This window comes from Pedobacter lusitanus, assembly GCF_040026395.1.
In the GTDB taxonomy this organism is placed as follows: Bacteria; Bacteroidota; Bacteroidia; order Sphingobacteriales; family Sphingobacteriaceae; genus Pedobacter; species Pedobacter lusitanus.
In genome coordinates this window covers 3,308,334-3,333,825 of the sequence record NZ_CP157278.1, presented here as the reverse complement: position 1 = coordinate 3,333,825, position 25,492 = coordinate 3,308,334, and the positions used below count along the sequence as shown (strand labels likewise).

The 25,492-nt window shown below is 40.0% G+C and carries 25 protein-coding genes; 12 read left to right on the top strand and 13 right to left on the bottom strand.

Annotated elements, in window-relative coordinates; translation table 11 throughout:
- The first annotated feature begins 173 nt into the window (after window positions 1-173).
- The 4 genes from PL_RS14240 (at window position 174) to PL_RS14225 (ending at window position 5,411) form a co-directional block, all read left to right on the top strand.
- Window positions 174-1,706: a Do family serine endopeptidase gene (locus PL_RS14240; RefSeq protein WP_041884588.1), complete on the top strand. Its 1,533-nt coding sequence runs from the start codon at window positions 174-176 to the stop codon at window positions 1,704-1,706.
- A 221-nt stretch (window positions 1,707-1,927) separates the two neighbouring features.
- The gene (locus tag PL_RS14235; protein ID WP_041884586.1) at window positions 1,928-2,608 is read left to right on the top strand and encodes a succinate dehydrogenase cytochrome b subunit; all 681 of its coding nucleotides are present in this window, start codon (window positions 1,928-1,930) and stop codon (window positions 2,606-2,608) included.
- A 29-nt stretch (window positions 2,609-2,637) separates the two neighbouring features.
- On the top strand, window positions 2,638-4,617 hold the full coding sequence (locus tag PL_RS14230) for a fumarate reductase/succinate dehydrogenase flavoprotein subunit (protein WP_041884585.1): 1,980 nt from the start codon (window positions 2,638-2,640) through the stop codon (window positions 4,615-4,617).
- Between the two features lie 23 nt (window positions 4,618-4,640).
- Window positions 4,641-5,411, top strand: a complete 771-nt coding sequence (locus PL_RS14225) for a succinate dehydrogenase/fumarate reductase iron-sulfur subunit (RefSeq protein WP_041884583.1) — start codon at window positions 4,641-4,643, stop codon at window positions 5,409-5,411.
- Between the two features lie 90 nt (window positions 5,412-5,501).
- On the opposite strand, the gene PL_RS14220 is transcribed toward PL_RS14225, so the two are convergent.
- From PL_RS14220 to PL_RS14210, 3 genes are all read right to left on the bottom strand, one after another.
- Window positions 5,502-7,217, bottom strand: coding sequence for a TonB family protein (locus PL_RS14220; protein ID WP_348619742.1), 1,716 nt, complete (start codon window positions 7,215-7,217; stop codon window positions 5,502-5,504).
- Between the two features lie 89 nt (window positions 7,218-7,306).
- The gene (locus PL_RS14215) at window positions 7,307-7,684 is read right to left on the bottom strand and encodes a BlaI/MecI/CopY family transcriptional regulator (RefSeq protein WP_041878229.1); all 378 of its coding nucleotides are present in this window, start codon (window positions 7,682-7,684) and stop codon (window positions 7,307-7,309) included.
- A gap of 168 nt (window positions 7,685-7,852) precedes the next feature.
- On the bottom strand, window positions 7,853-8,128 hold the full coding sequence (locus PL_RS14210; protein ID WP_041878228.1) for a hypothetical protein: 276 nt from the start codon (window positions 8,126-8,128) through the stop codon (window positions 7,853-7,855).
- Window positions 8,129-8,368: 240 nt separating this feature from the next.
- Between PL_RS14210 and PL_RS14205 the strand changes: the two genes are divergently transcribed.
- On the top strand, window positions 8,369-9,394 hold the full coding sequence (locus tag PL_RS14205; protein ID WP_041878227.1) for a sensor histidine kinase: 1,026 nt from the start codon (window positions 8,369-8,371) through the stop codon (window positions 9,392-9,394).
- Window positions 9,395-9,411: 17 nt separating this feature from the next.
- Window positions 9,412-10,161 carry a LytR/AlgR family response regulator transcription factor gene (locus PL_RS14200; RefSeq protein WP_041878226.1) on the top strand — a complete coding sequence of 250 codons (750 nt, stop codon included), beginning with the start codon at window positions 9,412-9,414 and terminating at the stop codon, window positions 10,159-10,161.
- Window positions 10,162-10,165: 4 nt separating this feature from the next.
- Here the strand turns inward: PL_RS14200 and PL_RS14195 are convergent, their stop codons facing one another.
- The 3 genes from PL_RS14195 to PL_RS14185 form a co-directional block, all read right to left on the bottom strand.
- A complete protein-coding gene (locus tag PL_RS14195) occupies window positions 10,166-10,900 on the bottom strand; it encodes a lysophospholipid acyltransferase family protein (protein ID WP_041878225.1) in 735 nt (244 codons plus the stop codon).
- Between the two features lie 14 nt (window positions 10,901-10,914).
- Window positions 10,915-11,469, bottom strand: a complete 555-nt coding sequence (locus PL_RS14190) for an NUDIX domain-containing protein (RefSeq protein WP_041878224.1) — start codon at window positions 11,467-11,469, stop codon at window positions 10,915-10,917.
- Window positions 11,470-11,718: 249 nt separating this feature from the next.
- Window positions 11,719-14,205: a TonB-dependent receptor domain-containing protein gene (locus tag PL_RS14185; protein ID WP_041878223.1), complete on the bottom strand. Its 2,487-nt coding sequence runs from the start codon at window positions 14,203-14,205 to the stop codon at window positions 11,719-11,721.
- Between the two features lie 94 nt (window positions 14,206-14,299).
- Here PL_RS14185 and PL_RS14180 point away from each other — a divergent pair, with 94 nt between their 5' ends.
- Window positions 14,300-14,899: a thioredoxin family protein gene (locus PL_RS14180; RefSeq protein ID WP_041878222.1), complete on the top strand. Its 600-nt coding sequence runs from the start codon at window positions 14,300-14,302 to the stop codon at window positions 14,897-14,899.
- A gap of 5 nt (window positions 14,900-14,904) precedes the next feature.
- On the opposite strand, the gene PL_RS14175 is transcribed toward PL_RS14180, so the two are convergent.
- From PL_RS14175 to dcd, 5 genes are all read right to left on the bottom strand, one after another.
- Entirely contained in the window at window positions 14,905-15,186 is a 282-nt protein-coding gene (locus tag PL_RS14175) for an ATP-dependent Clp protease adaptor ClpS (RefSeq protein WP_041878221.1), read from the bottom strand.
- A gap of 101 nt (window positions 15,187-15,287) precedes the next feature.
- The gene (locus PL_RS14170; protein WP_041878220.1) at window positions 15,288-16,163 is read right to left on the bottom strand and encodes an SDR family oxidoreductase; all 876 of its coding nucleotides are present in this window, start codon (window positions 16,161-16,163) and stop codon (window positions 15,288-15,290) included.
- 3 nt (window positions 16,164-16,166) lie between these two features.
- A complete protein-coding gene (locus PL_RS14165; protein ID WP_041878219.1) occupies window positions 16,167-16,928 on the bottom strand; it encodes an enoyl-CoA hydratase/isomerase family protein in 762 nt (253 codons plus the stop codon).
- Window positions 16,929-16,935: 7 nt separating this feature from the next.
- Window positions 16,936-19,626, bottom strand: coding sequence for a carboxypeptidase-like regulatory domain-containing protein (locus PL_RS14160; RefSeq protein WP_041878218.1), 2,691 nt, complete (start codon window positions 19,624-19,626; stop codon window positions 16,936-16,938).
- A 75-nt stretch (window positions 19,627-19,701) separates the two neighbouring features.
- The gene (gene dcd, locus PL_RS14155; RefSeq protein ID WP_041878217.1) at window positions 19,702-20,238 is read right to left on the bottom strand and encodes a dCTP deaminase; all 537 of its coding nucleotides are present in this window, start codon (window positions 20,236-20,238) and stop codon (window positions 19,702-19,704) included.
- 23 nt (window positions 20,239-20,261) lie between these two features.
- Here dcd and PL_RS14150 point away from each other — a divergent pair, with 23 nt between their 5' ends.
- The 5 genes from PL_RS14150 (at window position 20,262) to PL_RS14130 (ending at window position 23,351) form a co-directional block, all read left to right on the top strand.
- A complete protein-coding gene (locus tag PL_RS14150) occupies window positions 20,262-20,939 on the top strand; it encodes a 4'-phosphopantetheinyl transferase family protein (protein ID WP_235324429.1) in 678 nt (225 codons plus the stop codon).
- A 12-nt stretch (window positions 20,940-20,951) separates the two neighbouring features.
- The gene (lipB, locus tag PL_RS14145) at window positions 20,952-21,647 is read left to right on the top strand and encodes a lipoyl(octanoyl) transferase LipB (RefSeq protein WP_041878215.1); all 696 of its coding nucleotides are present in this window, start codon (window positions 20,952-20,954) and stop codon (window positions 21,645-21,647) included.
- 78 nt (window positions 21,648-21,725) lie between these two features.
- Window positions 21,726-22,208, top strand: coding sequence for a DUF5684 domain-containing protein (locus tag PL_RS14140; RefSeq protein ID WP_041878214.1), 483 nt, complete (start codon window positions 21,726-21,728; stop codon window positions 22,206-22,208).
- Between the two features lie 5 nt (window positions 22,209-22,213).
- On the top strand, window positions 22,214-22,549 hold the full coding sequence (locus tag PL_RS14135) for a DUF2752 domain-containing protein (protein ID WP_041878213.1): 336 nt from the start codon (window positions 22,214-22,216) through the stop codon (window positions 22,547-22,549).
- A 250-nt stretch (window positions 22,550-22,799) separates the two neighbouring features.
- Window positions 22,800-23,351 (top strand): GDSL-type esterase/lipase family protein, encoded by a 552-nt coding sequence (locus tag PL_RS14130; RefSeq protein WP_410429540.1) that lies wholly within the window; start codon window positions 22,800-22,802, stop codon window positions 23,349-23,351.
- Here the strand turns inward: PL_RS14130 and PL_RS14125 are convergent.
- Window positions 23,348-24,775, bottom strand: a complete 1,428-nt coding sequence (locus tag PL_RS14125) for an L-serine ammonia-lyase (RefSeq protein WP_041878211.1) — start codon at window positions 24,773-24,775, stop codon at window positions 23,348-23,350. The two genes, PL_RS14130 and PL_RS14125, sit on opposite strands and share 4 nt — an antisense overlap.
- A gap of 37 nt (window positions 24,776-24,812) precedes the next feature.
- Window positions 24,813-25,469, bottom strand: coding sequence for an MgtC/SapB family protein (locus tag PL_RS14120; protein WP_082035803.1), 657 nt, complete (start codon window positions 25,467-25,469; stop codon window positions 24,813-24,815).
- Window positions 25,470-25,492 lie beyond the last annotated feature (23 nt).

Genomic DNA, 25,492 nt, shown 5'->3' with positions numbered 1-25,492 from the left:
GATGCTTCGGTGACACAAATATCGTTGTATTGGTATTAAATTTGAATTGTCAGACAAAAGAAATTACATAATACGCACAAATGAAACCTGTATGAGTTTATTTCATTCAAATTAATGAATAAAATAGGGTCCCGCAAGCTTCAATACCATTTAAATATTAAATTAACAGACTAATGAAAAAAATAGCATTAATAGTTTTAGCTGCATTCATTGGAGGTGCAGTAGCAATTGGCGGTTATAAAATGTTAGAGCGCAATAGTAGTGGGCTCACGCTGGCTGAAAAGCAAAATGTTCTTTTTGCCAGCAATCCGGTAAAGATATCTTCTACAGGAGCAGTTGACTTTGTTCAGGCTGCTGCAGCGGTTTCCCCGGCAGTAGTACATATCAGAACAACTTTTAATACAGAAAATGCTGGCGGAGGCTCAGGTTCTCCAATGGATATGATGGAAGAGTTTTTTGGTGGCCGTGGAGGCAGAAGATCACGTGCACCAAGGGCTGCATCAGGTTCTGGTGTGATTTTAACGCCTGATGGTTATATCGTAACCAACAATCACGTGGTAGATAATGCAGAGAAAATCCAGGTGGTTTTATCTGATCGCCGTAAGGTTGAGGCCAAAGTAATCGGCAGAGACCCGAATACAGATTTAGCTTTAATCAAAGTGGACGCAACAGATTTACCGGTGGTAAAAATGGGTAACTCTGATAATGTTCAGGTAGGAGAATGGGTACTGGCAGTAGGTTTCCCGTTAGATCTGCAAACTACGGTAACTGCCGGAATTGTAAGTGCCAAAGCACGTGCTATTGGTATTTTAAACAGAGATCAGCAGCCAACTGAAGAAGAGTTTGAAGAGTATCAGCGTACTGGTAAGGCACCTGCAAGAACAAACAGTGCTATCGAGTCTTATATCCAGACTGATGCGGCAATTAATCCTGGAAACAGCGGTGGCGCTTTAGTGAATGCTAATGGTGAACTGATTGGTATTAATGCAGCGATAGCTTCTCAGACAGGCACTAACGAAGGTTATGGTTTTGCTATTCCGGTTAACCTGGCTAAAAAGATTCTGGAAGATTTCAAAAAATTCGGAAGTGTAAAACGTGGTTATGTAGGCGTTACTTTCCAGGAACTGAATGCTGATGCAGCAGAAAACCTGAAAATTAAAGATGTATCGGGATTATATGTGAATGATGTAATGCCAAATGGTGGTGGTGCTGCAGCGGGTATCAAAAAAGGTGATATTATCAAAAAAGTAGAAGGTAAAGACGTTTTTGCGTCTCCTGATCTTCAGGAAAAAATTGGACGTATGAGCCCTGGTGATAAAGTTCAGCTGACTATATCCAGAGATGGTAAAGAGCAGAATGTAAATGTAACTTTAAGAGGTGATGAAAGCGTTAATAAAGCCAAAAATCTTTATGCAGCAAAAACAACAGGAACTACGATGAGTAAACTGGGTGCTTCATTTGCACCGGCTTCACCTGCGGTTAAAGCTAAATTCGGCGCTAAAAACGGAGTGGTTGTCACTGCTGTTGAACCTGGTAAAGCCTTTGATAATCTGGATATTCCTAAAGGACTGCTGGTAACGTCTATCAATGGCAAACCTGTTAACAGTGCTAAAGATGTAGAGGCCGCATTGCCGACATCTAAAAATGGAAAGACTACAGTTTCGGGGGTAGGACCGAATGGAAATTATACTTTCAGCTTTAATTAATCAGAACTGATTTTAAGGTTTTTAAAACGGGAAGCAATTCATATTGCTTCCCGTTTTTTTTGTGCCTTCCGGTTCGTGTAATTTGTACAGGAACCCCTTAAAACGAGAAAACTTAGAACGTTTCTAAATAGTTTATTTATTGATTTTTACTGTAATTCTTGTATAAATTAAGTCATTTATTAAATACTTTTGCAGGAATAGAACTCAAAAATATAAATCTAATGGCTAGTTTCGGAAACGCTTTTTCCTCGTCTATAGGAAAAAAACTAATAATGGGTATCACCGGCCTGTTTCTTATTTTATTTCTAATCGTACATTGCTTTATCAATTCGTTGATATTTCTGAATGACGGTGGATTAACATTCAATCTTGGTGCGCACTTTATGGCTACTAACTGGTTAATCAGGGGGTCAGAAGTTATCCTGATGGTTGGTTTGCTTTTACACATTGTACAAGGTCTTCGTCTGACTTTTCAAAATCAGGCAGCCCGTCCGGTAAAGTATGCAGTAAGTGATGGAAATGCAAATAGTAAATGGTACTCCCGTTCAATGGGATTATTAGGTACGTTATTGCTGATCTTTCTGATTGTGCATTTGTCTAATTTCTGGGTAGTATCCCGTTTTACAGGTATCCCTACAGAAGACTTAAATGGACATGAAGATTTGTTCGCAGTGATGAAAGAGACTTTTCAAAATGTTTGGATCGTGGTTTTATATGTCCTTGCAATGGGATCGTTAGCTTACCATTTATTACATGGTTTTGCTTCTGCATTCCAGACACTGGGATGGAATCACAAAAAATACACTCCGCTTATTAAAGGATTGGGAGTATGGTATTCGATTATCATTGCAGTACTTTTTGCTGCTATGCCGATTGCAGTTTATGCAGGGCTTATTAAATAAAATTTCGAACGTATAAAACGCTAAATAAAATGGCAGATTTTAATGCAAATATACCGGAAGGGGAACTGACCGTGAAATGGACTAAACTGAGGTCTTCAATGCCTCTGGTTAATCCGGCGAATAAAAGAAGTATAGAAATTGTAGTAGTAGGTTCAGGACTTGCGGGTGCTTCGGCAGCAGCAACTCTGGCTGAAATGGGATATAAAGTTAAATGTTTTTGTTTCCAGGATTCACCAAGAAGAGCGCACTCTATCGCGGCTCAGGGTGGTATCAATGCGGCAAAAAATTACCAGAATGACGGAGATAGTGTTTACCGTTTATTCTATGATACAATTAAAGGTGGTGATTACCGTGCCCGTGAAGCTAACGTTCACCGTTTAGCTGAAGTCAGTGCAAATATCATTGACCAGTGTGTAGCTCAGGGTGTTCCTCTGGCAAGAGAGTATGGTGGATTACTGGATAACCGTTCATTCGGTGGTACTCAGGTTCAGCGTACGTTCTATGCTGCCGGACAAACTGGTCAGCAATTGCTTTTAGGTGCATACAGTGCACTGGAGCGTCAGATTGGTATGGGTAAAGTTGAGATGTTTACCCGTCACGAAATGCTTGAGGTTGTTGTGATTGAAGGTAAAGCACGTGGTATTATTGCACGTAACTTAATCACTGGTGAGCTGGAGCGTCATTTCGGCCATGCTGTATTATTGGGAACAGGTGGATACGGAAACGTATTTTTCCTTTCTACCAATGCAATGGGTAGTAATGTTACTGCTGCCTGGAAAGCACATAAAAAAGGAGCTTTCTTTGGTAATCCTTGTTTTACCCAGATCCACCCAACGTGTATCCCGGTATCAGGAGATCACCAATCTAAATTAACCCTGATGTCTGAGTCATTACGTAATGACGGACGTATCTGGGTGCCTAAGAAAAAAGACGATCAGCGTAAAGCAACAGATATTCCTGAAGAGGAAAGAGATTATTACTTAGAGCGTCGTTACCCTGCTTTTGGTAACCTTGTACCACGTGATGTGGCTTCAAGAGCGGCTAAAGAGCGTTGTGATGCAGGTTATGGTGTAGGTTCATCTAAACTGGCTGTATATCTGGATTTCACTGCGAATACAGAGCGTTACGGACGTATTGAGGCTTCTGTCCACAATATTCATAACCCGGATAAAGAAACTTGTATGCGCCTGGGTCGTGAAGTAATCAAAGAAAAATACGGAAACCTGTTTGACATGTATAAACAGATTACCGGTGAAGATCCTTATGAATTGCCTATGCGTATTTATCCTGCGGTTCACTATACAATGGGTGGACTATGGGTAGATTATAACCTGATGACAACTGTACCGGGCTTATATGCTTTAGGTGAAGCTAACTTTTCAGACCATGGCGCTAACCGTTTAGGTGCTTCTGCTTTAATGCAGGGACTTGCGGATGGTTACTTTGTGATTCCTTATACTATTGGTTCTTATATCTCCAAAGAGCTTGCTACTAAAGCAATTCCGCTGGATCACCCGGCATTTGTAGAGGCTGAGGCTAGTGTTAAAGCTATCCTTGATCAGTTTATCTCTATCAAAGGAACCAAATCGGTGGATTATTTCCACAAGCGATTAGGTAAGATCATGTGGGAAAAATGTGGAATGGCCCGTAATGCACAGGGATTATCTGAAGCAATTGCTGAAATTCAGCAGCTGCGTAAAGAATTCTGGTCTGATTTACGTGTTCCCGGTTCAACTAATGAGTTCAACCCTGAACTGGAGAAAGCCGGCCGTGTGGCTGACTTTATCGAGTTAGGTGAGTTGATGTGTCTGGATGCATTGAACAGAAATGAATCATGCGGAGGTCACTTCAGAGAAGAATATCAGACTGACGAGGGTGAAGCTTTAAGGGATGATGAAAACTATGCTTATGTTTCAGCATGGGAATACAAGGGGGATGTTAAATTTGAACTTCATAAAGAAGAATTGAAATTCGAAAACATCAAAATTGCACAAAGAAGTTATAAATAATCTAGTACTAAAATCTCCATACCATGAGTACAGGAAATATGAATTTAACGCTGAAAGTATGGCGTCAGAAAGATAACAAAGCCAAAGGCAATTTGGTCGACTATAAAATATCAGAAATTTCTCCTGATATGTCTTTCTTAGAAATGTTCGACGTTTTAAATGAGCAGCTGATTAATAAAGGTGAAGAGCCGGTAGTTTTTGACCATGACTGCAGAGAAGGTATCTGCGGTGCATGTTCTATGTATATTAATGGAAGACCACATGGACCAAAAGAGGGTGTTACTACCTGTCAGTTGCACATGCGTTCTTTCAAAGATGGTGATACTATTGTTGTAGAACCATGGAGAGCGAAAGCTTTTCCGGTAATTAAAGATTTAACTGTAGATCGTACTGCATTTGACAGAATTATTGCAGCAGGAGGATTTATTTCAGTAAATACGGGTAATGCGCAGGATGCGAATGCACTGCCGATTCCAAAGTTCCAGGCAGATTTAGCTTTTGAAGCTGCGGCTTGTATTGGTTGTGGTGCTTGTGTGGCTACCTGTAAAAATGCATCGGCGATGTTATTTACTTCAGCTAAGATTTCACAACTGGCGTTATTGCCTCAGGGTCAGCCAGAACGCTACCGTCGTGTACAGAGTATGGTTGCACAGATGGATGCTGAAGGTTTTGGTAACTGTACCAATACCGGTGCCTGTGAAGCAGAATGCCCTAAAGGAATTTCTTTAGAGAATATTGCAAGAATGAACAGAGACTTTTATTCTGCAAAATTTGTTTCTGAGGAAGAAGTTTAATAAATTTAGTCAACGAGACAAGGATTTAACACAGAACCCCGGCTATTTTAGCTGGGGTTCTGTGTTAAATCCTTGTTTTAAGGCTTAGTTCTATTTTTTGGTTGTAACCACAATAGCCCCGTTTTTGCCCGCTTCACCATAAATTTCAGTGGCTTTGGCGCCTTTCAAAACCTCTACAGATTCTATGTCATTTGGTGAAATAGCATCTAAAGCAGCTTTATCTGATACTGGTTTACCATCTATAACATATAAAGCATTAGCTGGTGGTAATTCCTGAGCCTTGTTATCCTCCTTTGTAAAAGAAAAAGAAATAGGAATATTGTATTTGACTCTTACAGGCAGATTGTCATTATAACCCGGTTCCCATTTTGGTGATTCTTTCAGGATTCTTACTGCCTCTTCATCAAGGCCGCTTCCCACTCCGCGAATTACACGGATATCATTGAGCGTTCCATCCATTTCTACGATAAAAGACAGAAATACTTTTCCCTGTACATTATTCTTTTTGGCCTCGGCAGGATAGTTAACGCTTTTAGCCAGGTAAGCATAAAATTTGTTCATTCCTCCGGGGAATGAAGGTTGTTTGGTTATAGAAACGAAATCATAAACCTTAGTACTGTTATCTGGTTTTGAACTGTTATAACCAGTTATCGTAACTGATTTCAGTGCCTGATAACCTTTTGGAGTAACAGTAAACTTATTCTGTATCTGTGTACCAGCTCCGTTCAATCTGAAAGCTACAGCAATGCTATATAAGCCATTTTCGGTCGATTTAAAGCCGTCAAATGCTGCGATTGCGCGGATAACCTCGGCATCACAGCCCGAGCCCAGCTGAGTGATCGCACCGACGTTTTTCAGTTCGCCATTCTGCAGCGTAAATTTAATGATCACATTCCCCTGAAGCTGATCTTTAAAAGCAGCAGCAGGATATTTGATGGTGCTGGCTAAATGCTTGTAAAACGGGTCCCAGATATTGGTTTCTTGTGTAAGGAATTCGCTACCGGGTAAAGGTAAACGGGATGCGGTGAGAGAAACCGGGGCAGCTATTTCTCTGGCTACATTTCTTAAACTTTCATTTTCGCTGATCGTTGCTGATGATAACAGCAAAGTAACCGCGAACAGGGGTAAAAACAGGCCATATTTCAATATGGCAGTTTTTGTGGAGCGTTGTTTATACAGCATAAATACACGTTTTTTAATTAATGATTTGTTGAAAAAACTGTTGGTTAATATATTCTGATTTACTCCGAATGCCTGGCTAAGGATAAGCATGGCATAAGTTTCTTTGTCTCCCTGAAAACGGGCGGCTGCTTCATCAGCCAGATATTCATGGATGTTCTTTACAGCGGTTTTATAGAGATAAATAATGGGGTTAAACCAGACCAGGACTCCCAGCAGCCCGAAAAACAAGACATCTATGGTATGATACTGACGAATATGTACATCCTCGTGTTTTTCTATGATATCTTTGCCTTTAAATGCCGGATCAATTACTTTTTTTCTGAAGAATGAAAAGGCCATGCCTGCCGGATTGGCTCTGAGCAGCTTTTTTACACGATATAGCTGAAACAGGAACCGGCCAAGGAAGAATAATGCACCAATGATATAGATAATGGTTACCGTCTCGCTCAGGCTAAGGTGGTAATTTTCATCAGATGCGACAGTGCCCTCTGCCATCATACTCAGCTGTTCGATGCCGATCTTAATTTGCTGGGTTGCCGGTTGTTTCACAAACCATTCCGGTCTTAGAAATGGAATAACCAGAGAAAATACACCGGCCGAAATGAGATATATCCTGTTCAGCATAAAGTATGTCTCTTTGTCCAGCAACAATTTATAGAAGGCGTAAAATATAACCAGGTATATATTTACCTGCAGAAGATAGTGGGCCCAGGTCATTTTGATTTGTCTTTAAGTTTGCTGATCATTTTAAGAATTTCATCCACATCACTTACGTCCATCTTTTCTTCCTTCACAAAAAAGGAAAACATACTTTCTACCGAGTTCTCAAAGTAACCTCCCAGTAGTTTTTCTGTTGCGTGACGTTTATAGTCTTCTTTAGATATAAGGGGATAGTACTGATGTGATTTTCCAAAAGCTTCATGTCCGATAAACCCTTTGGTTTCCAATATCCGGATAATGGTAGAGACTGTATTATAAGCCGGCTTGGGTTCGGGCAATAGATCTATGACATCCTTGACAAAACATTTATCGATTTGCCAGACAATTTGCATAAGTTGTTCTTCGGCTTTGGTCAGATCTTTAATTTCCATATAGTTGGTTTTCTTTGGTTTACAATAGAACTAAAAGTTTAGTTATATAAATGTATAAACTAATTCTTTAGTTTCAAAATGTATTTGCAAAAAAAATATGGAGACCATCCAGTCACCATATTTTCTAACTATTAACTAAAAACTAAATTTCTAAAAGAGGGTTCAGGTCTATTTGACCTGATAATAGGCTGTTTTTGCAATTTCTGCTGCCGGAGCAGATTTCATTGCCAGTCCATCACGCTGATTCATGTCTTTACCGTTGGTTAGCGCAAAAATCATCATTACAAAAACGGGAATCAGCAAAAGGATAAAAGGAGAGACATTCGTTAACTTTTTCATGATATAGGTATTTACATTGGTCAGTTTACTGATTTCTAAATTGTAGGAATTATGCAGTCTGTTATTTACTGTAGTATTGATGTATTGAATAGATGCAGTTTCCATAATTGTTTCGTTTTGATGAAACAAATAGACTCATAAAATTAACCACCTTAAAATGTTTTATACCAAGTGGATATAATTATAGATCAACGGGTAATTAACTAAATAAAAGAGAGAATGGCGGGTTTTGAGGAGTTCGTAGAAGAAAAATGCCAGTTCGTCGAAAGCTATGACCAAAAATTGTTACTTTCACTACTTTGGAAAGTCTCAATAGCGGACCTCAGTATAAAACAATAAATAAAAATGATAGATAAGAGAGCATTGATAGCACATTCCGTTTACTGGCTGTTTATTGGTGGTATTATGGGTTTGATTATGCTTTTTAGTAAAGAGCCTGTAACCAGGTCTGTACTTCTGGTTGGCATTGGTTATTATTCGGTTATTAATATCTCTATATTTTATATTAATTATACCCTCCTAATTCCGCAGCTGCTGAAAAGATACTGGGTATATGTGATCTCTCTGATTGGCCTGATCATCCTGATGGCTGGTGTCAAAACGGTTCTTGCGGTGCTTTACAGGGATGTGATCCTTCAGTATAACAACCCCAAGACGGGTGCAGTTGAATATAAGGATCTCATTTCTTATATGGTACTGACGGTATTTGTTTCCGGATTTTTTATCATTTCGAGCTGTCTGATTAAGTTTATGCTGGACTGGTTTAGTAATACCCGTATTCAGCGCAGTCTTGAAACCGAGAAAAAGGATATGGAGCTGCAGTTCCTGAAATCGCAGCTCAATCCGCATTTTCTTTTCAATTCATTAAATAATATTTACTCGCTGGCTTATCAGAAATCTGATAAAACGGCTGATGCTATCTTAAAGTTATCAGAAATTATGCGGTACATGATCTATGAAAGTAATGATAGCTGGGTGGCACTGAGTAAAGAAATTGAGTATGTACAGAGTTATATAGAGCTGCAGAAATTAAGATTTAAAAACGGTGCTGCAGTTGAAATGACATTGAACGGTGAGATTAACGATCAGCAGATTATACCGCTGATTCTTATCTCATTTGTAGAAAATGCCTTTAAGCATGGTGTTGCAAATGACCCTAAAGACCCTATCCGGATCAATATTATTGCTAATCAGAAGATTCTGCATTTCAGTATTACGAATAAAAAAAGCAATGGGAATAAAGATGAGGTAGGGGGCGTTGGCTTAAATAATGTTGAACGTCGTTTGCAGTTACTTTATCCGGAAAGGTATAAGTTAAATATCGTAAATTCGGCTACCCACTACACTAGTGAGCTCATGCTTGATATATAAAAAACAAAAGAAATTAAATGACACTAAAATGTATAGCCGTAGATGATGAGCCTCTGGCGCTTGATATCATTGAAGATTATGTTTCAAAAGTGCCCTTTCTGGAGCTTGTAAAAAGGACAGAAAATGCCATCGAGGCTTTGCAGCTCGTTCAGGCTGGTGGAATAGACCTGGTGTTTCTGGATATACAGATGCCGGATCTGACGGGTATTCAGTTCCTGAAAATTGCGAATAATAAAGCCAGTTATATTTTGACTACTGCTTATTCGCAATATGCACTGGAGAGTTATGATCTGAATGTCTCTGATTACTTATTGAAGCCAATTGCCTTTGACCGGTTTTATAAGGCAGTAGAGAAAGTACATAATCAGCATAAGAATAATGCAGAACCTGTAGCTGTTCCCGCGCCTGTGGCTGTAGCGGCACCTGTGCCTGTAGCGGTGCAGCCTGTTCAGGATTTTATCTTTGTAAAAACCGAACATAAAATCCAGAAAATTGAACTGGATGATATTCTGTATATAGAGGGTTTGAAGGATTATATCTCAATTTTCACGAAAACGGAGCGGATAATCACATTGCAGAATATGAAGAGGATGGAAGAAACGTTGCCTCCGGCTCAGTTTATCCGTGTTCATAAGTCATATATTATTGCGCTTGATAAGATAGAAAGTATCGAGCGTAGCCGGATTGCAATCTGCGGAAAGATTATCCCGATAGGCGATACCTACCGGGATGAGTTTTTTAAGCGGATAGAGAATAAAAATATTTAGCCGGCTATTGATTTAAAGCTTTTCTGATGGCCTGTTCGGCTGCCAGTGTAAGTTCTTCGGGGTTAAGTCCGGCAGTCACCACTGGAGGAAGGACAGTCCATCTGATCTTTTCTCCGGCGCTTAGTGGAAAAGCCCCGTACTGTACAATTTTCCAGGAGTTTTCTATGGCTATAGGAACAATCATCGCATCAGGTACAGCTTTGAGCAGCGTGGCAATTCCTCCTACCTGGAAAGGTTTCATTCGCCCGTCTTTTGCCCTGGTGCCTTCGGCAAAGATCATTGCAGACCAGTTATTGTCTTTCATTCTGCGGCCCAGTTTGATGATTTCAGATACGGCCTGTTTGCTGTCCTTACGGTTAATATTGGCTCCTCCTCCATGTTTTAAATTAAAAGATATGGAAGGGATACCTCTGGTCAGTTCAATTTTTGAAATGAACTTGACGTGGTATTTCCTTAAGAACCAGATGATACCAGGAATATCGTACATACTCTGGTGGTTGGCTACAAAGATAATCGGGCGGTTAAGTGGTAAGTCCTGATGATTGATAAACGTAGTTGAATTTCCTAAAAATACCTGGCAATACGTCAGAAAAAAGTTCAGACAGTCTACAGATACTTTATGTGCTTTATAGCCAAAAAGGCGGAAGCATACCCATTGAATGGGTTGAAAAATAATAAGTATCAGGAAAAAGAAAATGTAAAATACAGGAGTAAAGATATATCCCAGAAATTTGTTCATATGATTATGCTAAGCTATAATTTGCCTTCTAGTAGTAATATTTTGGTTTTCAATAATGCTGCGACACTCATGCTGTCGGTAATTCTGCCATCAATAGCCATTTGATAGGCTTCCTCAAAGGGTAACTTACGTAAAACGAGCTCTTCGGTCTCTTCAGGTTCAGCCTGTCCCATGGTAAGTCCTCTGGCTACATAAATTATAGCGAGTTCATTACTTACTGAGTTGGACAGGTGCATTCTTTGTATCTCAGTCCAGTCACTGGCTATAAGTCCAGTTTCTTCCTGTAGTTCACGTTTGGCACTATTGAGTATTGGCTGATCCAGCGGGCCTCCGCCTTCGGGAATCTCCCAGCTGTAGGCCTTGAGCGGAAAGCGGTATTGCCCTACAATCCAGGTATTCATTTCTTCATCCAGTGGTAAAATACCAATTGCATAATTTCTGAAATGAACTTCCCCGTAAATACCTTTCCCACCCGAGGGATTTAGTACATTATGTTCTGTTATCCCAATCCAGTTATTCTCATAAATCTTGCGGCTATCTAAAATAGTCCAGGGATTGTGATCTTCCATGTCCGCAAGTTACAAAATTTCTAAAAAACGGCTATGGTATATTTGAGTGGTGGTGGTCTTTTAAGAAGCTGTCTACGGTGTGTTTATCTTTACATGACGCAGAAGGAAGGCCTGATATCATATGTAATTTAAGGCAGGTAAAAAAAAGAGGCTCTGTCTGCGGACATTATTTCTCATTTCAGAGAAATGCAGTCTGCAGACAGGGCCTCTTTTTTTTACCCCCTGAGAATTACCCCTGATGAAGCTTCCTTAAAAGGAACCTTCATCAGGTTTGTTCTCCTGTTGTTCCGGCTTCTTACTCTTTTTCATAAAGCTGGTTTTTCCGAATCTGTAAGAAAAGGTCAGGTTCCCCATTGGTCCCTGCTGATATCTTTGAAAAGCGATAATAGAATTTTGATCTTCGGTGATCATGCCCCATTTCCTTGTGTTGAAAATATCTCTCACATTTAAACTCAGTGAAGCTTTCTTGTTTTTAAAATCATATTTTGCACCACCATCAACACCGTACATTGCTTTTCTTGTTCCCTGAGCCATAACCTGCGAAGAATTATAATCGGCTCTGACCTGAAGCGTAATACTATGCGGCAGCACGAAGTTATTGGTTAGATTCGCATTCCAGCTGAAGCCCGAATTACCTGCAATGTTGTAAGCAGGAACAGCATCAATTTTACTGTGGTATATATTCACATTGGCAGTAAAGTTCCACGGTTTCACTATATCGGCCTTGGCAATAAACTCTAAACCACTTGAAAGGTCTTTGGTTAAATTCTGCGGAGTGGTTATAATTACGCCATCCGCATCAGGCACAGAACGCACTCTTTGAATCAGATCATTGGTCTGTCTGACATAAGCACTGGAAATCAACGTGACTTTTGGCCAGAATTTGCTGTAGCCCAGTTCAAAAGAATGAACATCTTCTGGCAGCAGGTTTGGGTTACCCTGACGCCAGTTAAGTGGATCAGAATAATCAATAAAAGGATTCGTATCCCATGGTCTTGGTCTGTTTACTCTTCTGGTATAACTTAACTGTATCTGCTGTTCGCCTGTAAACTTCTGCGTTAAATAAATACTTGGATATAATCTTTTATAAGCGATGCGTGCAGGAGCAGTTGTAAGGTTCCCGGTCTGATCATAACCATTGGAATTTGTAGTTAATAAAGCATCTTCTGCTCTCAGACCAATCTGGTATCCGAAGTTCTTTATCTGATTCTGATAATTCAAATAAAGGGCATGAACCTGATCTTTACTGTCAAATTCATTTGATAACAAAAAATTATCTGTATAAGTGCCTGAAGCATTATCATATTTTTTAGCTATAGTGTTGGCATCAGCATATTTGATCTGGCTGCGGTAACCGGTTTCAATTTTCCCCAGTTTCCCTAATGGCATGGTATAATCCAGCTGTATATTATAATTCTTATTGGTTCCGTCATTGGTGTTGTTCAACAGTTCAGGAGTTGTGGTAACAGGTGCACCGTTTACACTATATATTGAAGTGTTGTAAAGCTGAAAATTGTCGTTGGTTCCATTGGAGTAGCCAAAATTAAAAGTCAGCTCCTGATTAGGTTTAAATTTATGGCTGTAATCCAGATTTAAATCATAGCTATGTCCGCTTCCGTTATTCGTATTGATTCGCCTGCTAAATTCCAGCGGGGCTCTTCCCTTTTTGTATTTATTAATGTCTAATAGCTCGGTACGATCATTTTCCCTGCTGTTGAAACCACCTGAAAAACTTAAAATATCTTTATCAGTCAGGTAATAATCCAACCCGGCCTTTGCATTATGACTTTTATCAGTTGATTTCCAGTTACTCAGCTGATCAGCGTAAACCAGTGAATCTTTACGGGTCAGATATTGGATATTATTATAACCACCACCAGGGCGATTGCCATAACGGTAGCCATAGTTTCCGTAAATATTAATCTTTTTATTCTGGAAACTCAGGCTGACATTTCCGTTGTAATTATCTCTGTTGCCAGCGGTCAAAGCCACATTCCCGTTAAAACCCAGTTTGGTGTTCTTTTTCAGTACGATATTGATAATGCCAGACTGGCCTTCTGCATCATACTTTGCCGATGGATTGGTGATCACTTCTACGGTCTCGATAGAGCTGGCGGGAATAGAAGCCAGTACTTGTGCAATGTTGCCTCCTGCAATTAATGAAGGTTTTCCATCAATCAGTACTTTTACTCCGGTAGAGCCTCTCAGGCTGACATTGCCATCTACATCTGTTTGAACTGAGGGTACATTTTGCAGTAAATCGCCGGCGGAACCTCCTTCACTTACCAGACTCTGGTCTACGGCAAAGACTTTTTTATCTATGCCCAGCTGGATAGGGGCTTTCTGCCCGGTTATAGTAACTTCGCTCAGGACATTTCCTTTTGCGGCTTTCATCTTTATAGTGCCTAAGCTGATTAACCGCTGGTTTTTAGTAATTGCGACAGAATCTCTTACCATCGTCTGATAACCGACATAGCTGATTTTAAAAGTAAATACGCCAGCAGGAACATCATTCATAATCAATGAACCGTCGGCATCTGTCTGTGCGACTTTTACGGTTGCCTTTGTTTTTTTGTTAATTAGTACAGCAGTGGCAAAAGGAACTGTTTCATTATTTTGGATGTCTACTACTTTTCCAGTAAGTTTACCGGTAGGCAGGTTTTGTGCATTTAGTTGAAAGATTGTAGTACAAATAGTGAATGTTACCAATAGAAATTTAAAGAGATATTTCTTCATTGAGAATAGTCTGTTTTTAGGTTTTTATATAGCGGCAAAGTAACGGCCTGAGAATGGAAAAAACGGGGGGTAACTATTTTATTACAGCAGGATTATGAGTAATTACAGTAATATTTTTGTGAATGAAGGAATGACTTATTCCGGGTATAGGGATTTGATAGATTCTCTTCTTAAAAGCAATAAAACAACGGGAGAAGATAATAGTGAAGCCATGCTGCATTACAGTAAAATGAATGTACAGCGTATGAGCAGAGTTGACAAAACTGTTGAGCTTAATGATGCTTTTATACAAGCAATTAATAGATTAAAGAACAGCTATCAGCTACTGGTTATTTCTGAAGGCTGGTGTGGGGATGCGGCGCAGATTGTTCCCTTGTTTGATAAGATGACTCAGCTTGCACCGGAAAAACTTTCATTGCGTTTAGTACTGAGAGATAAAAATCTGCCGCTGATAGATGCACACCTGACTAATGGGGGCCGGGCTATTCCCGTATTATTATTACTGGATGCACAAGGCGAACTGATTTCAAAATGGGGTCCCAGACCAGACATTCTTCAGCACTTATTAGGAGAATGGAAAGCTGAGATTTCAGATATGTTTGAATTAGCTGAGCGCTTGCATTTATGGTATGCCAGAGACAAAACACAGACTACCCAGCAGGAATTAACTGCGCTGATCAGTAAACTGGAATAGTCTGATTAGTCCACTGTAACTGTTAAACCTTCCTGCTGAAGAATTTTGCGGTAAACTTCCATTTCAGTGAAAGAACCTTCCAGTACAGCGCATTTACCTTTATTATGAACTTCCCATGCAATTTTTTCTGCCTGAGAATCCGTATAATCCAGGTATTTTGTCATACAGTAGATTACATGATCAAAGGTATTTACATCATCATTCCATAAAATCAGTCTGTGAGAGGTTTTTAATGAGGTTAAAATCTCTTCCAGTGTAAATGTTTCTTCTTTTGTTTCTGTTGACATGATACAAAAATAAGCTATTCTTAAGAAACTGTTTAAATTTAGATGATAAAATTAAACAGTCTCTTATCAGGTTACGAATGATTCTGATTCAGGAAATCAGTTTAGCTGCCTTTAGCTGATCTGGTCATTTGCTCAAAGGCATCCCACATCTGATCCGGGATAGCTTCCAGCCCATTAAATTGTCCTGCGCCCTGTAGCCATTCACCCCCATCTATACTAATTACTTCTCCATTGATATATCCGGAGAAATCACTGACCAGGAAGGCTGCAAGATTTGCCAGTTCCTGATGTTCACCAACACGTTTCAGCGGGACACGGTTTTTAAAGTCGAATTTTTCTGCCAGATCACCTGGTAGCAGGCGTTCCCAGGCTCCTTTGGTCGGGAAAGGTCCAGGTGCAATTGCATTGGTTCTGATTCCATATTTTCCCCACTCAACGGCAAGAGAACGTGTCATCGCTAAGACGCCGCCTTTAGCACAGGCCGAAGGAACAACAAAAGCTGAACCTGTAAAGGCATAAGTTGTCACAATGTTTAAAATGCTGGCGGGTTGTTTTTCTTTGATCCAGTGTTTTCCAAAAGCAAGCGTACAATTTACAGATCCCTTTAAAACAATATCAATTACAGTAGAGAAGGCATTGGCCGATAAACGCTCAGTAGGAGAGATGAAGTTTCCAGCTGCATTATTTAACAGACTGTCCACGCGGCCAAAGGTTTTTATAGTTTCTGCCAGCACATGTTCTACCTGCTCATAATCGCGTACATCACAGGTTACAGCTAATACTTTACCGCCGGTTTCTTTCTCCAGCTCATCTGCTGTTTTTTGCAGTACATCAGCTTTACGGCTGGTGATTACCAGGTTAGCACCCAGTTTTAAAAAGTAGGTGCCCATTGCTTTACCCAGACCGGTACCACCGCCTGTAACTACAATTGTTTTGCCTTTTAAAGCATCATCTCTTAACATAGGTTGATTGTACATAACTTATTTCTTTTGAAGGTTGTCAATAATCATTTTCAGGATGTTCCTGGTAGCCGGAGACCACCATTGTGCCAGCATAATTTTTAATGCTTCAGACTGATCGGCTGAAGTTGCAGTAATCAGCTCTTTTCTGATATTCAGTTTACTTTGCTGCCACGTATTAGGCTCCAGGGCCATATATTTTCTTATTCTGCGTTCGGCAGCAGTCATGATGCTGTCCGGATTAACCAGTTCATCAACCAGGCCTATACTTAATGCTTCTTCAGGGCTGAATAACTTACCCTCCAGTAAACTTCTGGTCGCATGCCCCTTACCCAGCCAGAAAGAGTATAAGCTGAAAATGCTTTCAGGCACTATAATTCCAACCGGAACCTCATTCAAACCAATAATAAACTTACCTTCTGCCATAATCCTGGCGTCACAGGCTAATGCAATCACACAGCCTCCGGCAGGAGAATGCCCGTTGATTGCTGCAACCATTGGTTTCCTGAAAGCTGTAATTTTAGCAATGAAATCCAGAAATAAGTGCCAGAAAGATTTGGCTTCTTCCTCATTATAACCATATAGCTCAATCAGATCCAGACCGGCAGAAAAGAAGCTTTCCCTGCCTGTTATAATCACACCACCAATATTATCATCATTGGCTATATTATGGAGCATATCGGTAAGCTCAGTGATCATTTCCCTGTTCAGGGGATTGGATTTACCACGGTTGAGTGTTATCAGTGCTAAACGGTCTTTTATTGTCACATTAATTGTGTTCATAGCTTATTTATTTTACATCGTAAGTATATACTTTTCTTGCCAGGTGCCCCTCGGCATTGATTCCTTCTATAACAACTCTATAAGTTCCTGATTCGTCTGTATTATAGAAATTAAATTTAGCAGAACCTGCAGCACTGGTTGGTAAATGCGGATTCCAGTATACTGTAGTTCTTTTATCTGCTGCCCTTATTTGTTGCGGAGTACTATATTTTGGAGAATAGAACTGGCGTACGGCATAATAACCTGAAGGTGTTGTGGTCACAATTCCAGGTGCGTATCTGACATAGCTGGAATCTCCGCCTCTTTTGGTAGTGATGATTAAAATACCTCCGCCACCCTGAGATCCATATATAGCGGTATTACCCACACTTTTTAATACCTCTATAGTGGCTACTTCTGTAGGCTGTATATTATCCAGAAAATCTGATCCTACATTGGTTCCGTCCAGAATGATCTGCATCGGTGTGTTGCTGCTCCGCATCAGATAGGCTTTCCCATCCCGGATCAGTAATCCGGCCACTCTGCCCTGCAAACATTGAGATAAATTGGTGCAATAACCCAGATCTGTGTCTTTTAAAATAGCATCCGCACGTCCTGCACCATTTAAATTTGCAGAGTTTTTAGCCTGTATTTTCTTCTGTACAATATTAACCTGGTCCAGTGTATAACTTCTTTCCAGCAGCCCCCTTTTGGTCAGGTCATTAAAATATCCTTCACTTTTGATAATATAACTTTGTATAGCTTCATTGACATTGACCTCGATATCGCCGGTATTCTTATTCCTGGTTACTATTTGTCCCGGAATCTGGTCCAGATTAATCTCCACATTTTTTTTGTCTTTGGCATTACGTGCCTGGACTACAAATTTTGTGCTGTCACCAAAACTAATATTATCAAAATTAAAATGCCCTTTGGCATCTGTCAAAGTATCTATCATGAAGATCCCGCCTGCGTTTGAAAACAGAGTGACTTTCCCGTTAGGGATCGGTTTACCTCCAGGGGTGGTCACCGTACCACTGACTTTAAGGGATTTTTCGGCCTGGAAAACAGGTTTGGCAAATGTGTTTCCCATGATATCCTTCCATAATACGCGGCTCCATCCCTGAGTAAGCATCAGCTGATCCAGATGCTCTCTTGTTTGTTTGCTGTTATCCCTGAAATATTGATTGGGCTTCTCGATATATCCTTTCAGATCTGAAGTGAGCAGTAAAGAAGTCAGTATATTACTCTCATTATCTGCATCAGGATCTACGATACTGGCGTTGGTCACTGCAATAGAAAAGCTACCTATTGTAGGTTTGCCATTATCTTTAGCCATTAATTCAAGCGGTACATTTTCTCTGATACCATACGATGGTTTTAAATTCAGCAGCTCTGTATTCATCAGCTCTGCAGGATTATTATTAAAAATCAATCTTTCTCCAACCGGAATATTATCCGGAGAGAATAACGTGAAATGAATTATGCCCGATGGAAGTTCTTCTTTATTCAATGACAGCGTGGATACTTGTTTGATTGTGGTGATTTTCAGCACTCCTGATACAGTATTATTATGCTGTATCACCAGTTTCATTTCTCCCTTATTCAATAAAGATTCACTGATCAGTAATTTAATATTTACTTTACTGCTGTCACTATTGTTGACAGTCATTACATAGCCTGCTGTAAGTGCTTTTGGCAGGGCGATATTTTGAACTGAGCCATCTTTTAATTTAATTCTGGCTGTATATGTTCTTCCGGCCTGGGGATTAATGATAAAACTCCCCATACCCTGATGGCTGGTTTTAAAAGGAAGAACTTCTGAACCATCCTGGTCAATAACAGCGCCTGAAACATCTTCACCCAGACCAGCAGAGTTAATAGCTTTGATACCTACCCTTGAAGGCAGGTCTTCTGTCAGATTTCCGCTTTCGGGAAAGAACTGAACTGAAACTGCATCTGATGTAGCTTTGACTGGGATAGTTTTAACAACTTTCTCCTTGTTGTCTATAGTTAGTGTTGCAGTGATTCTCCCGGATACGTTAGCTTCTGCCTGTTTACTGCTAAAGGAAATAGTCATCGCACCCTGTGCATTAGTCAGGCCTTTTCCTCTTTCTACAGTTTTATCTTTTAAACGGACATTATAGCTGACAGGAACATTCGCATAGGGCTGTCCTTTTTTATCTGTAAAAGTAACTACCGCATTTACATGTTCTTCATTGTTAGTGCTGCTATAGGTATATTTTGTATCAGTTAAGACTTTGTTTGTCCAGGCATTCCCGATTTTAATCGTTTTATCAAAAAAGTAATCGGGGCCGGCATTTCTCATCCATTGCGTATAAGCTCTGATTCTGTAATTTCCCTCTGGCAGAGTATCAGTTAATTTGAAATCTCCCCAGGATAAACCTGATTCCAGCGGAAGTTTGACCTGACGTTTTACAGAGTCATTTTCATTAATCAGTTCTACGTATAAAATATTGCTGATTTTGGAAAGCTGATTAGTGGAATTATCCGTAACATAGGCTTTGAACCAGATATTATCGCCAATGGCATAGTAAGGTTTATCCAGATGCAGATGGACTTTTTCCTGCGGATTCTCTTCATTAAAGTCTGATAGCTTTTTTAGCAGTGCCTCAAATGGGTCATCCGCCAGTCTGAATGCAAAAGAGAAAGTGCAGATCAGCAGGACAAGGCATGCATAAAGATATTTGGTTTTCATAATATAGCAATTGAGCCTCAATATAGGGATATTGAGGCTCAATTGCTATATTATTAATGCAATTTTAGGAAGCTTCTAAAAGGTATTCTTCCACATCATGCTTTCAACCGGTTTGGTTGTTTTATTGCTGTATTTTGCATCATCTTTAGCGTTATACATCTTCTCAATATCTCCTTCCACAGCAAAATAGATCAACTGTCCGATAGGCATGCCTGCATAAATTCTTACGGGTTGTGCACAGGAAATTTCCAGTGTCCAGGTATTGCAGAAACCGACATCACCTTTTCCTGCTGTGGCATGGATATCAATTCCCAGGCGGCCGGTACTTGATTTACCTTCCAGGAATGGAACATGTGCATGTGTTTCGGTATATTCAAGGGTTACGCCCAGATATAAAGTACCTGGTTGCAGAACGAAACCATCTTTTGGAATCTCAAAATGTTGAATTTTATTATGTGCCCTGGCATCAAGTACCCTGTCAGTATAAGTTGCCAGGTATTTCCCCAGATGAACATCATAGGAATTTGTGCCTAAACATCCTGGATCAAAAGGTTCAATAATTATTGTTCCTCTGTCAATTTCTTCTAGAATACGCTTATCGGAAAGTATCATTTGTAAAGTCTTTGGGCGAAATTATGATTAATTTAAGATACTTTTGCATTGATTTTTTAAATACGATGCCTGTAATCTATAATAAAGACATTGACGATCAAACCATACTTGCCGTATGGAAAATCGAAGAACGGGAAGAAGACCTGATTTCCGGCCTGCAGTTAAAGAAGCATGAGCTGGATTTTCTGGCGACATTGAACAATGGTAAGCGGCTGTTGCACTGGTTAAGTACGCGTTTGCTTCTGCGTACGATGCTGAATACAGCCGATTATATTGATTGTCGTATTGATGAGCATGGAAAACCATATCTGGTTAATTCTGATTCTACCATTTCACTGAGTCATTCTTTTGATTACGCAGCGGTGATGATCGGAAAAAAAAATGGAGTAGGCGTTGACATTGAAAGAATCGAACCTAAGATTCACCGTATTCAGCAAAAATTTCTTTCCCCTCCCGAACTGCTGCATGTTAAGGATAATACTGACGGACTTTATGTTTGCTGGTGTGTAAAAGAAGCAATCTATAAATGGTATGGTAAAAAAGGCCTGGAATTTAAGAGGGATATTCACATACAGCCTTTTGAGTTGCATGAAGAAGGATCTTTAACTGCTTTGGTAGATTTGCCTGAAGGCCGGAGAACTTTAACTGCAAATTATTTTAAGACAACAGATGGTTATATGCTGGGATACGTTGTTGCTTAATTTTAAACTGAGATGAATAAGAAAGTAAAATTTGTTGACTGGGGATTGGTGGATTATCAGGATGCCTGGAATAATCAGGAACTTATTTTTAAAGATACCATTGCTGTCAAGACAAATAACCGCATACAGGAGACTACAGATGAAACGCCAAACTTCCTTGTGTTTTGTGAACATCCCCATGTTTATACCTTAGGAAAAAGTGGACATCCGGAGTATCTTTTACTGGATGAAGAAGGACTTAAAGAGAAGGAAGCTACCTACTATAAAACCAATCGCGGAGGAGATATTACTTATCATGGCCCCGGACAGATTGTAGGTTATCCGATTCTTGATCTGGATAATTTTTTTACAGATATACATTTATATCTCAGAACTCTGGAAGAAGCTGTTATTCTAACCCTAAAAGATTATGGTATTGCAGCTGGCAGGTATCCTGGGTTTACGGGGGTATGGCTTGATGCTGATAATGAAAAGGCAAGAAAAATCTGTGCGATGGGTGTGCGTTGCAGCCGTTGGGTAACCATGCATGGTTTTGCTTTTAACGTAAATGCGAATCTGGAGTATTTTAAAAATATAATTCCTTGTGGGATAGATGATAAGGACGTTACCTCTATGCAGAAAGAACTTGGTTATGAATTAAATTTGTCTGAGGTAAAAAACGTGCTTAAAAAACATATTTCCACTCTGTTTCAAATGGAATTATATTAATTAATTGTTATTTGTCACCGTTTAGTAAAACATTTATTTATTTTTTTTCCTATCTTACAAATACTAAAAAAATAAACTATGGATTATAACGCTACTGGTACTTCTCCAATGGGAATCGGCCTTTTTGGAGGATTAATGTATTTTGCTGTCCTTATCTTGATTGTGTACTCCATGTGGAGGATTTTCGAAAAGGCGGGCAAACCTGGGTGGGCGGCAATCGTGCCCATTTATAATATGATTGTTATACTGGAAATTATTGGAAAACCACCAATCTGGATTCTATGGTTGATTTTGCCATGTACAAACATTGTTTTTGGTATCTGGTCAATCAATCTTCTGGCTAAGAGTTTTGGTAAATCGGAAGGTTTTACAGTAGGTTTACTCTTATTACCATTTATATTTTTCCCATTACTGGCTTTCACAGATGCAAGATATCTGGGGCCTTCGGCTAAAGAAGCAAACGGATTTGGTTCTAATAACCAATTTGGAGCAAACAATCCTTTCGGTGGGAACAATCCTTTTAATCAACCTCCTACACCTCCAACAACACCGGAGGCATAATTCCAATGCATAAAATATTTATCTTATCAGCTTTCTCTGCCTTTTTAGAGAAAGCTGATAATTATATGCTGCCCTGCCCCTTTAAATATATTACAGGCTATGACTGTCCCGGCTGTGGTTTTCAGCGTTCCTTTTTAGCCTTGCTCAAAGGTGATTTGTATCATAGTTTTTATCTATATCCTGCTACTATACCTATATTGATAACTGTGATAACAGGCCTTGCTGCCCATTTCTGGTGGGGCCCTAAAAGTAAAAACCTGATTAATGTATTGTACATGATTACTGCATCTATCATTACCATCAGTTATCTGTTTAAGATTTTTATGCCGCATACGCATTAATAAAATGATGCATATCTGCTCGGAGAATATATAAATTATTACCTTCAACATCTGATTGCATCCAGTCTCCGTAAATCTTCAGATGAAGTTAATAACCACATTTGTCCTGTTGATTTTCCTGCTTGGGTGTGCAAAGGAAACTATAAACGGCATGAATAAAATTACTACACCTGAAACCGGCCCGCCTACAGATCAGTTGTCATATCTGGCAATGGGAGATTCTTATACTATTGGAGAACAGGTAACGCAAATGGAAAGTTTTCCATACCAGTTAACTGTGAGCCTGAGTAAACAAGCTTTAAATCTGTCTGCGCCTAAAATTATTGCCACAACAGGATGGACAACCGGCGAATTAATAGCCGGGATTAAGGCTGAAAATCTTAACCGGAAATATGATCTGGTCACGCTGCTGATTGGTGTTAATAATCAGTATCGTGGTAACTCAATAGCTATTTACCGTAATGAGTTTAAAGAGCTGCTCAAAACTGCTGTTGGCTTTGCAGGAGGAAATACTGCACATGTTTTTGTGGTATCTATCCCTGACTGGGGCTCGACTGCCTACGGTGCACAAAGTGGCAGAGATGTGAAGGCTATTGCCAGAGAAATTGATGCTTTTAATACGGTTAACAGAGAAGAAACGCTTCAGGCAGGAATAAGCTATACAGATATTACACCGGGTTCAAGAAAAGCATCGGCTGATGCTTCACTCATTACAACAGACGGACTTCACCCTTCAGGAAAAATGTATAAGGAATGGGCAGAAGCGCTTAGTCCATCAGTCATTAAAGCTTTTAAAAATTAACACTCCGGTAAGCTGATCGGGATATTAGTGGCTAAACCACCGTCCGAAGTTTCTTTGTACTTGGAGTTCATATCCAATGCGGTTTCCCACATTGTGTTGACAACAGCACCTAAACTTACTTTGGCTTTATCGGGATTACTTTGTAAGGCCAGCTGGCTTGCAGTAATTGCTTTAATTGCACCCATTGTATTTCTCTCAATACATGGAATCTGTACAAGACCGCCAATAGGGTCACAGGTTAAGCCCAGATGATGTTCCATAGCAATTTCAGCTGCCATCATCACCTGTCGTTGTGAACCTCCCATACATTCGGTCAGGGCAGCAGCAGCCATGGCAGAAGATACGCCGATTTCAGCCTGACAGCCACCCATTGCAGCTGATATAGTTGCTCCTTTTTTGAAGATACTGCCTATTTCAGATGCACAGGCAATGAACTGTATGATTTTCTCTTCATCAAAACCATCGCAAAAAGCGATATAATATTGTAATACTGCCGGAATTACTCCCGCAGCTCCATTTGTAGGGGCGGTAACCACGCGGCCAAATGAAGCATTTTCTTCATTCACTGCCAGGGCGAAGCAACTTACCCAGTCTAAAGTATAATTAAAACCATTTCCTCCGGCTCTGATTGCTTGTATCCAGCTTTCATAGTCGGTGTACGGTCTGTTTCCAATCAGTCTTTTATTTAAAGCTGTAGCTCTGCGGCCAACATTTAATCCGCCAGGTAAAAATCCACCTGTATGGCAGCCTCTGAAAGTACATTCTTTCATGACTTTAAAATGCTGGAGAATACCGTGTTTAGTTTCTGCCTCAGTGCGCCACATCAGTTCATTTTCCATGACCACTTCAGAAACCTTTAATCCCGTGGTTAAACACCAGTGTAATAAGTCTCCTGCAATTTCAACAGGGAAAGGTAATTCTACTTGTTCTTTATCTCCGCCTGTTTCACCTTCTTTGACTACAAAGCCTCCTCCAATGGAATAATAAGTTTCAGAGAATGCAGTGCCGTTACTCAAAAATGCCTGAAAAGTAACTGCATTAGGGTGAAAAGGAAGGCTTTCATGATATAGAAAAATAAGGTCGTCTGTATAATTGAAAGAGATCTGATGGCTGCCTGCAAGAGATAGCTGCTGCCCGGTTTTGATAGCTTCAATAGTTGAGTCAATTGCATTGACGTCAAATGTTACCGGATCAGCACCAACCATTCCCAGAAGAATAGCAATATCGGTACCGTGGCCATGACCAGTTTTGGCAAGAGAACCATAAAGCAATATTTTTATCTGTTCTACACTATCCAGCAAATGCTTACTGGCTAAGGAAGCAGTAAACTGCTGAGCGGCCCTCCAGGGACCAAGAGTGTGTGAACTTGACGGGCCTATCCCGATTTTAAAAATATCGAATACGGAGATTTGTTCTCTATGCATGATGCAAAGCTAAATAGTTAAAGTGAATAAAGGGAAATTAGAACTGAAATTCAAGAATTTTTTCATCCTGTAGCATGTGGTCAACAAATAATTTGTGATTTTTCGGACTACCCGCAGCAGTCCAGGTACCACTGATAATTCCATCAGAAAGATTTTGCTGTCCACGGCTTAATTTTAAACCGGCAATTTTAAAGTGCTCTTCATAGCTGTCGAGACCTTCATTTTCATATTTCTTGACAATTCTGTATTCTCTGGAAGTAGACCTGTGCTGCACGAAATCTTCCACATAGGGAAAAAGAATTAATGCCAGCAGAACGATGACCGTTACCCCGATGGCCTGTTCAGAAAAACCAGCACCGATAGCCATTCCGATTGCTGCGACAATCCAGATTACACAGGCAGTAGTTAATCCTCTTACCTTACTCTCCTCTTTGAAAATTACCCCTGCACCCAGGAAACCTATACCGGTTACAATATTAGAGGCGATACGATCAGCATTACCTATCCCGATTTTAATAGATAAGATGGTGAACAGCGTAGAGCCCAGGCCGATCATAATCATAGTTTTCAGCCCGGCTTGTTTGGCTCTCAACTCCCGTTCAAGGCCAATAAGTCCGCAGAGTAATATCGCCAGTAAAAATTTATATACTTCACTCTGTGTAAGAAAATGATTGCCTTCAATTAGTTGCTCCATTGCTGTCAAAAAGATAAAAACCG

Bases quoted from the DNA above. Each gene is read 5' to 3' on its own strand.
- PL_RS14240 (WP_041884588.1), top strand. From the start codon at position 174: ATGAAAAAAATAGCATTAATAGTTTTAGCTGCATTCATTGGAGGTGCA.
- PL_RS14235 (WP_041884586.1), top strand. From the start codon at position 1,928: ATGGCTAGTTTCGGAAACGCTTTTTCCTCGTCTATAGGAAAAAAACTA.
- PL_RS14230 (WP_041884585.1), top strand. From the start codon at position 2,638: ATGGCAGATTTTAATGCAAATATACCGGAAGGGGAACTGACCGTGAAA.
- PL_RS14225 (WP_041884583.1), top strand. From the start codon at position 4,641: ATGAGTACAGGAAATATGAATTTAACGCTGAAAGTATGGCGTCAGAAA.
- PL_RS14220 (WP_348619742.1), bottom strand. From the start codon at position 7,217: ATGCTGAACAGGATATATCTCATTTCGGCCGGTGTATTTTCTCTGGTT.
- PL_RS14215 (WP_041878229.1), bottom strand. From the start codon at position 7,684: ATGGAAATTAAAGATCTGACCAAAGCCGAAGAACAACTTATGCAAATT.
- PL_RS14210 (WP_041878228.1), bottom strand. From the start codon at position 8,128: ATGGAAACTGCATCTATTCAATACATCAATACTACAGTAAATAACAGA.
- PL_RS14205 (WP_041878227.1), top strand. From the start codon at position 8,369: ATGATAGATAAGAGAGCATTGATAGCACATTCCGTTTACTGGCTGTTT.
- PL_RS14200 (WP_041878226.1), top strand. From the start codon at position 9,412: ATGACACTAAAATGTATAGCCGTAGATGATGAGCCTCTGGCGCTTGAT.
- PL_RS14195 (WP_041878225.1), bottom strand. From the start codon at position 10,900: ATGAACAAATTTCTGGGATATATCTTTACTCCTGTATTTTACATTTTC.
- PL_RS14190 (WP_041878224.1), bottom strand. From the start codon at position 11,469: ATGGAAGATCACAATCCCTGGACTATTTTAGATAGCCGCAAGATTTAT.
- PL_RS14185 (WP_041878223.1), bottom strand. From the start codon at position 14,205: ATGAAGAAATATCTCTTTAAATTTCTATTGGTAACATTCACTATTTGT.
- PL_RS14180 (WP_041878222.1), top strand. From the start codon at position 14,300: ATGAGTAATTACAGTAATATTTTTGTGAATGAAGGAATGACTTATTCC.
- PL_RS14175 (WP_041878221.1), bottom strand. From the start codon at position 15,186: ATGTCAACAGAAACAAAAGAAGAAACATTTACACTGGAAGAGATTTTA.
- PL_RS14170 (WP_041878220.1), bottom strand. From the start codon at position 16,163: ATGTACAATCAACCTATGTTAAGAGATGATGCTTTAAAAGGCAAAACA.
- PL_RS14165 (WP_041878219.1), bottom strand. From the start codon at position 16,928: ATGAACACAATTAATGTGACAATAAAAGACCGTTTAGCACTGATAACA.
- PL_RS14160 (WP_041878218.1), bottom strand. From the start codon at position 19,626: ATGAAAACCAAATATCTTTATGCATGCCTTGTCCTGCTGATCTGCACT.
- dcd (WP_041878217.1), bottom strand. From the start codon at position 20,238: ATGATACTTTCCGATAAGCGTATTCTAGAAGAAATTGACAGAGGAACA.
- PL_RS14150 (WP_235324429.1), top strand. From the start codon at position 20,262: ATGATTAATTTAAGATACTTTTGCATTGATTTTTTAAATACGATGCCT.
- lipB (WP_041878215.1), top strand. From the start codon at position 20,952: ATGAATAAGAAAGTAAAATTTGTTGACTGGGGATTGGTGGATTATCAG.
- PL_RS14140 (WP_041878214.1), top strand. From the start codon at position 21,726: ATGGATTATAACGCTACTGGTACTTCTCCAATGGGAATCGGCCTTTTT.
- PL_RS14135 (WP_041878213.1), top strand. From the start codon at position 22,214: ATGCATAAAATATTTATCTTATCAGCTTTCTCTGCCTTTTTAGAGAAA.
- PL_RS14130 (WP_410429540.1), top strand. From the start codon at position 22,800: ATGGAAAGTTTTCCATACCAGTTAACTGTGAGCCTGAGTAAACAAGCT.
- PL_RS14125 (WP_041878211.1), bottom strand. From the start codon at position 24,775: ATGCATAGAGAACAAATCTCCGTATTCGATATTTTTAAAATCGGGATA.
- PL_RS14120 (WP_082035803.1), bottom strand. From the start codon at position 25,469: ATGGAGCAACTAATTGAAGGCAATCATTTTCTTACACAGAGTGAAGTA.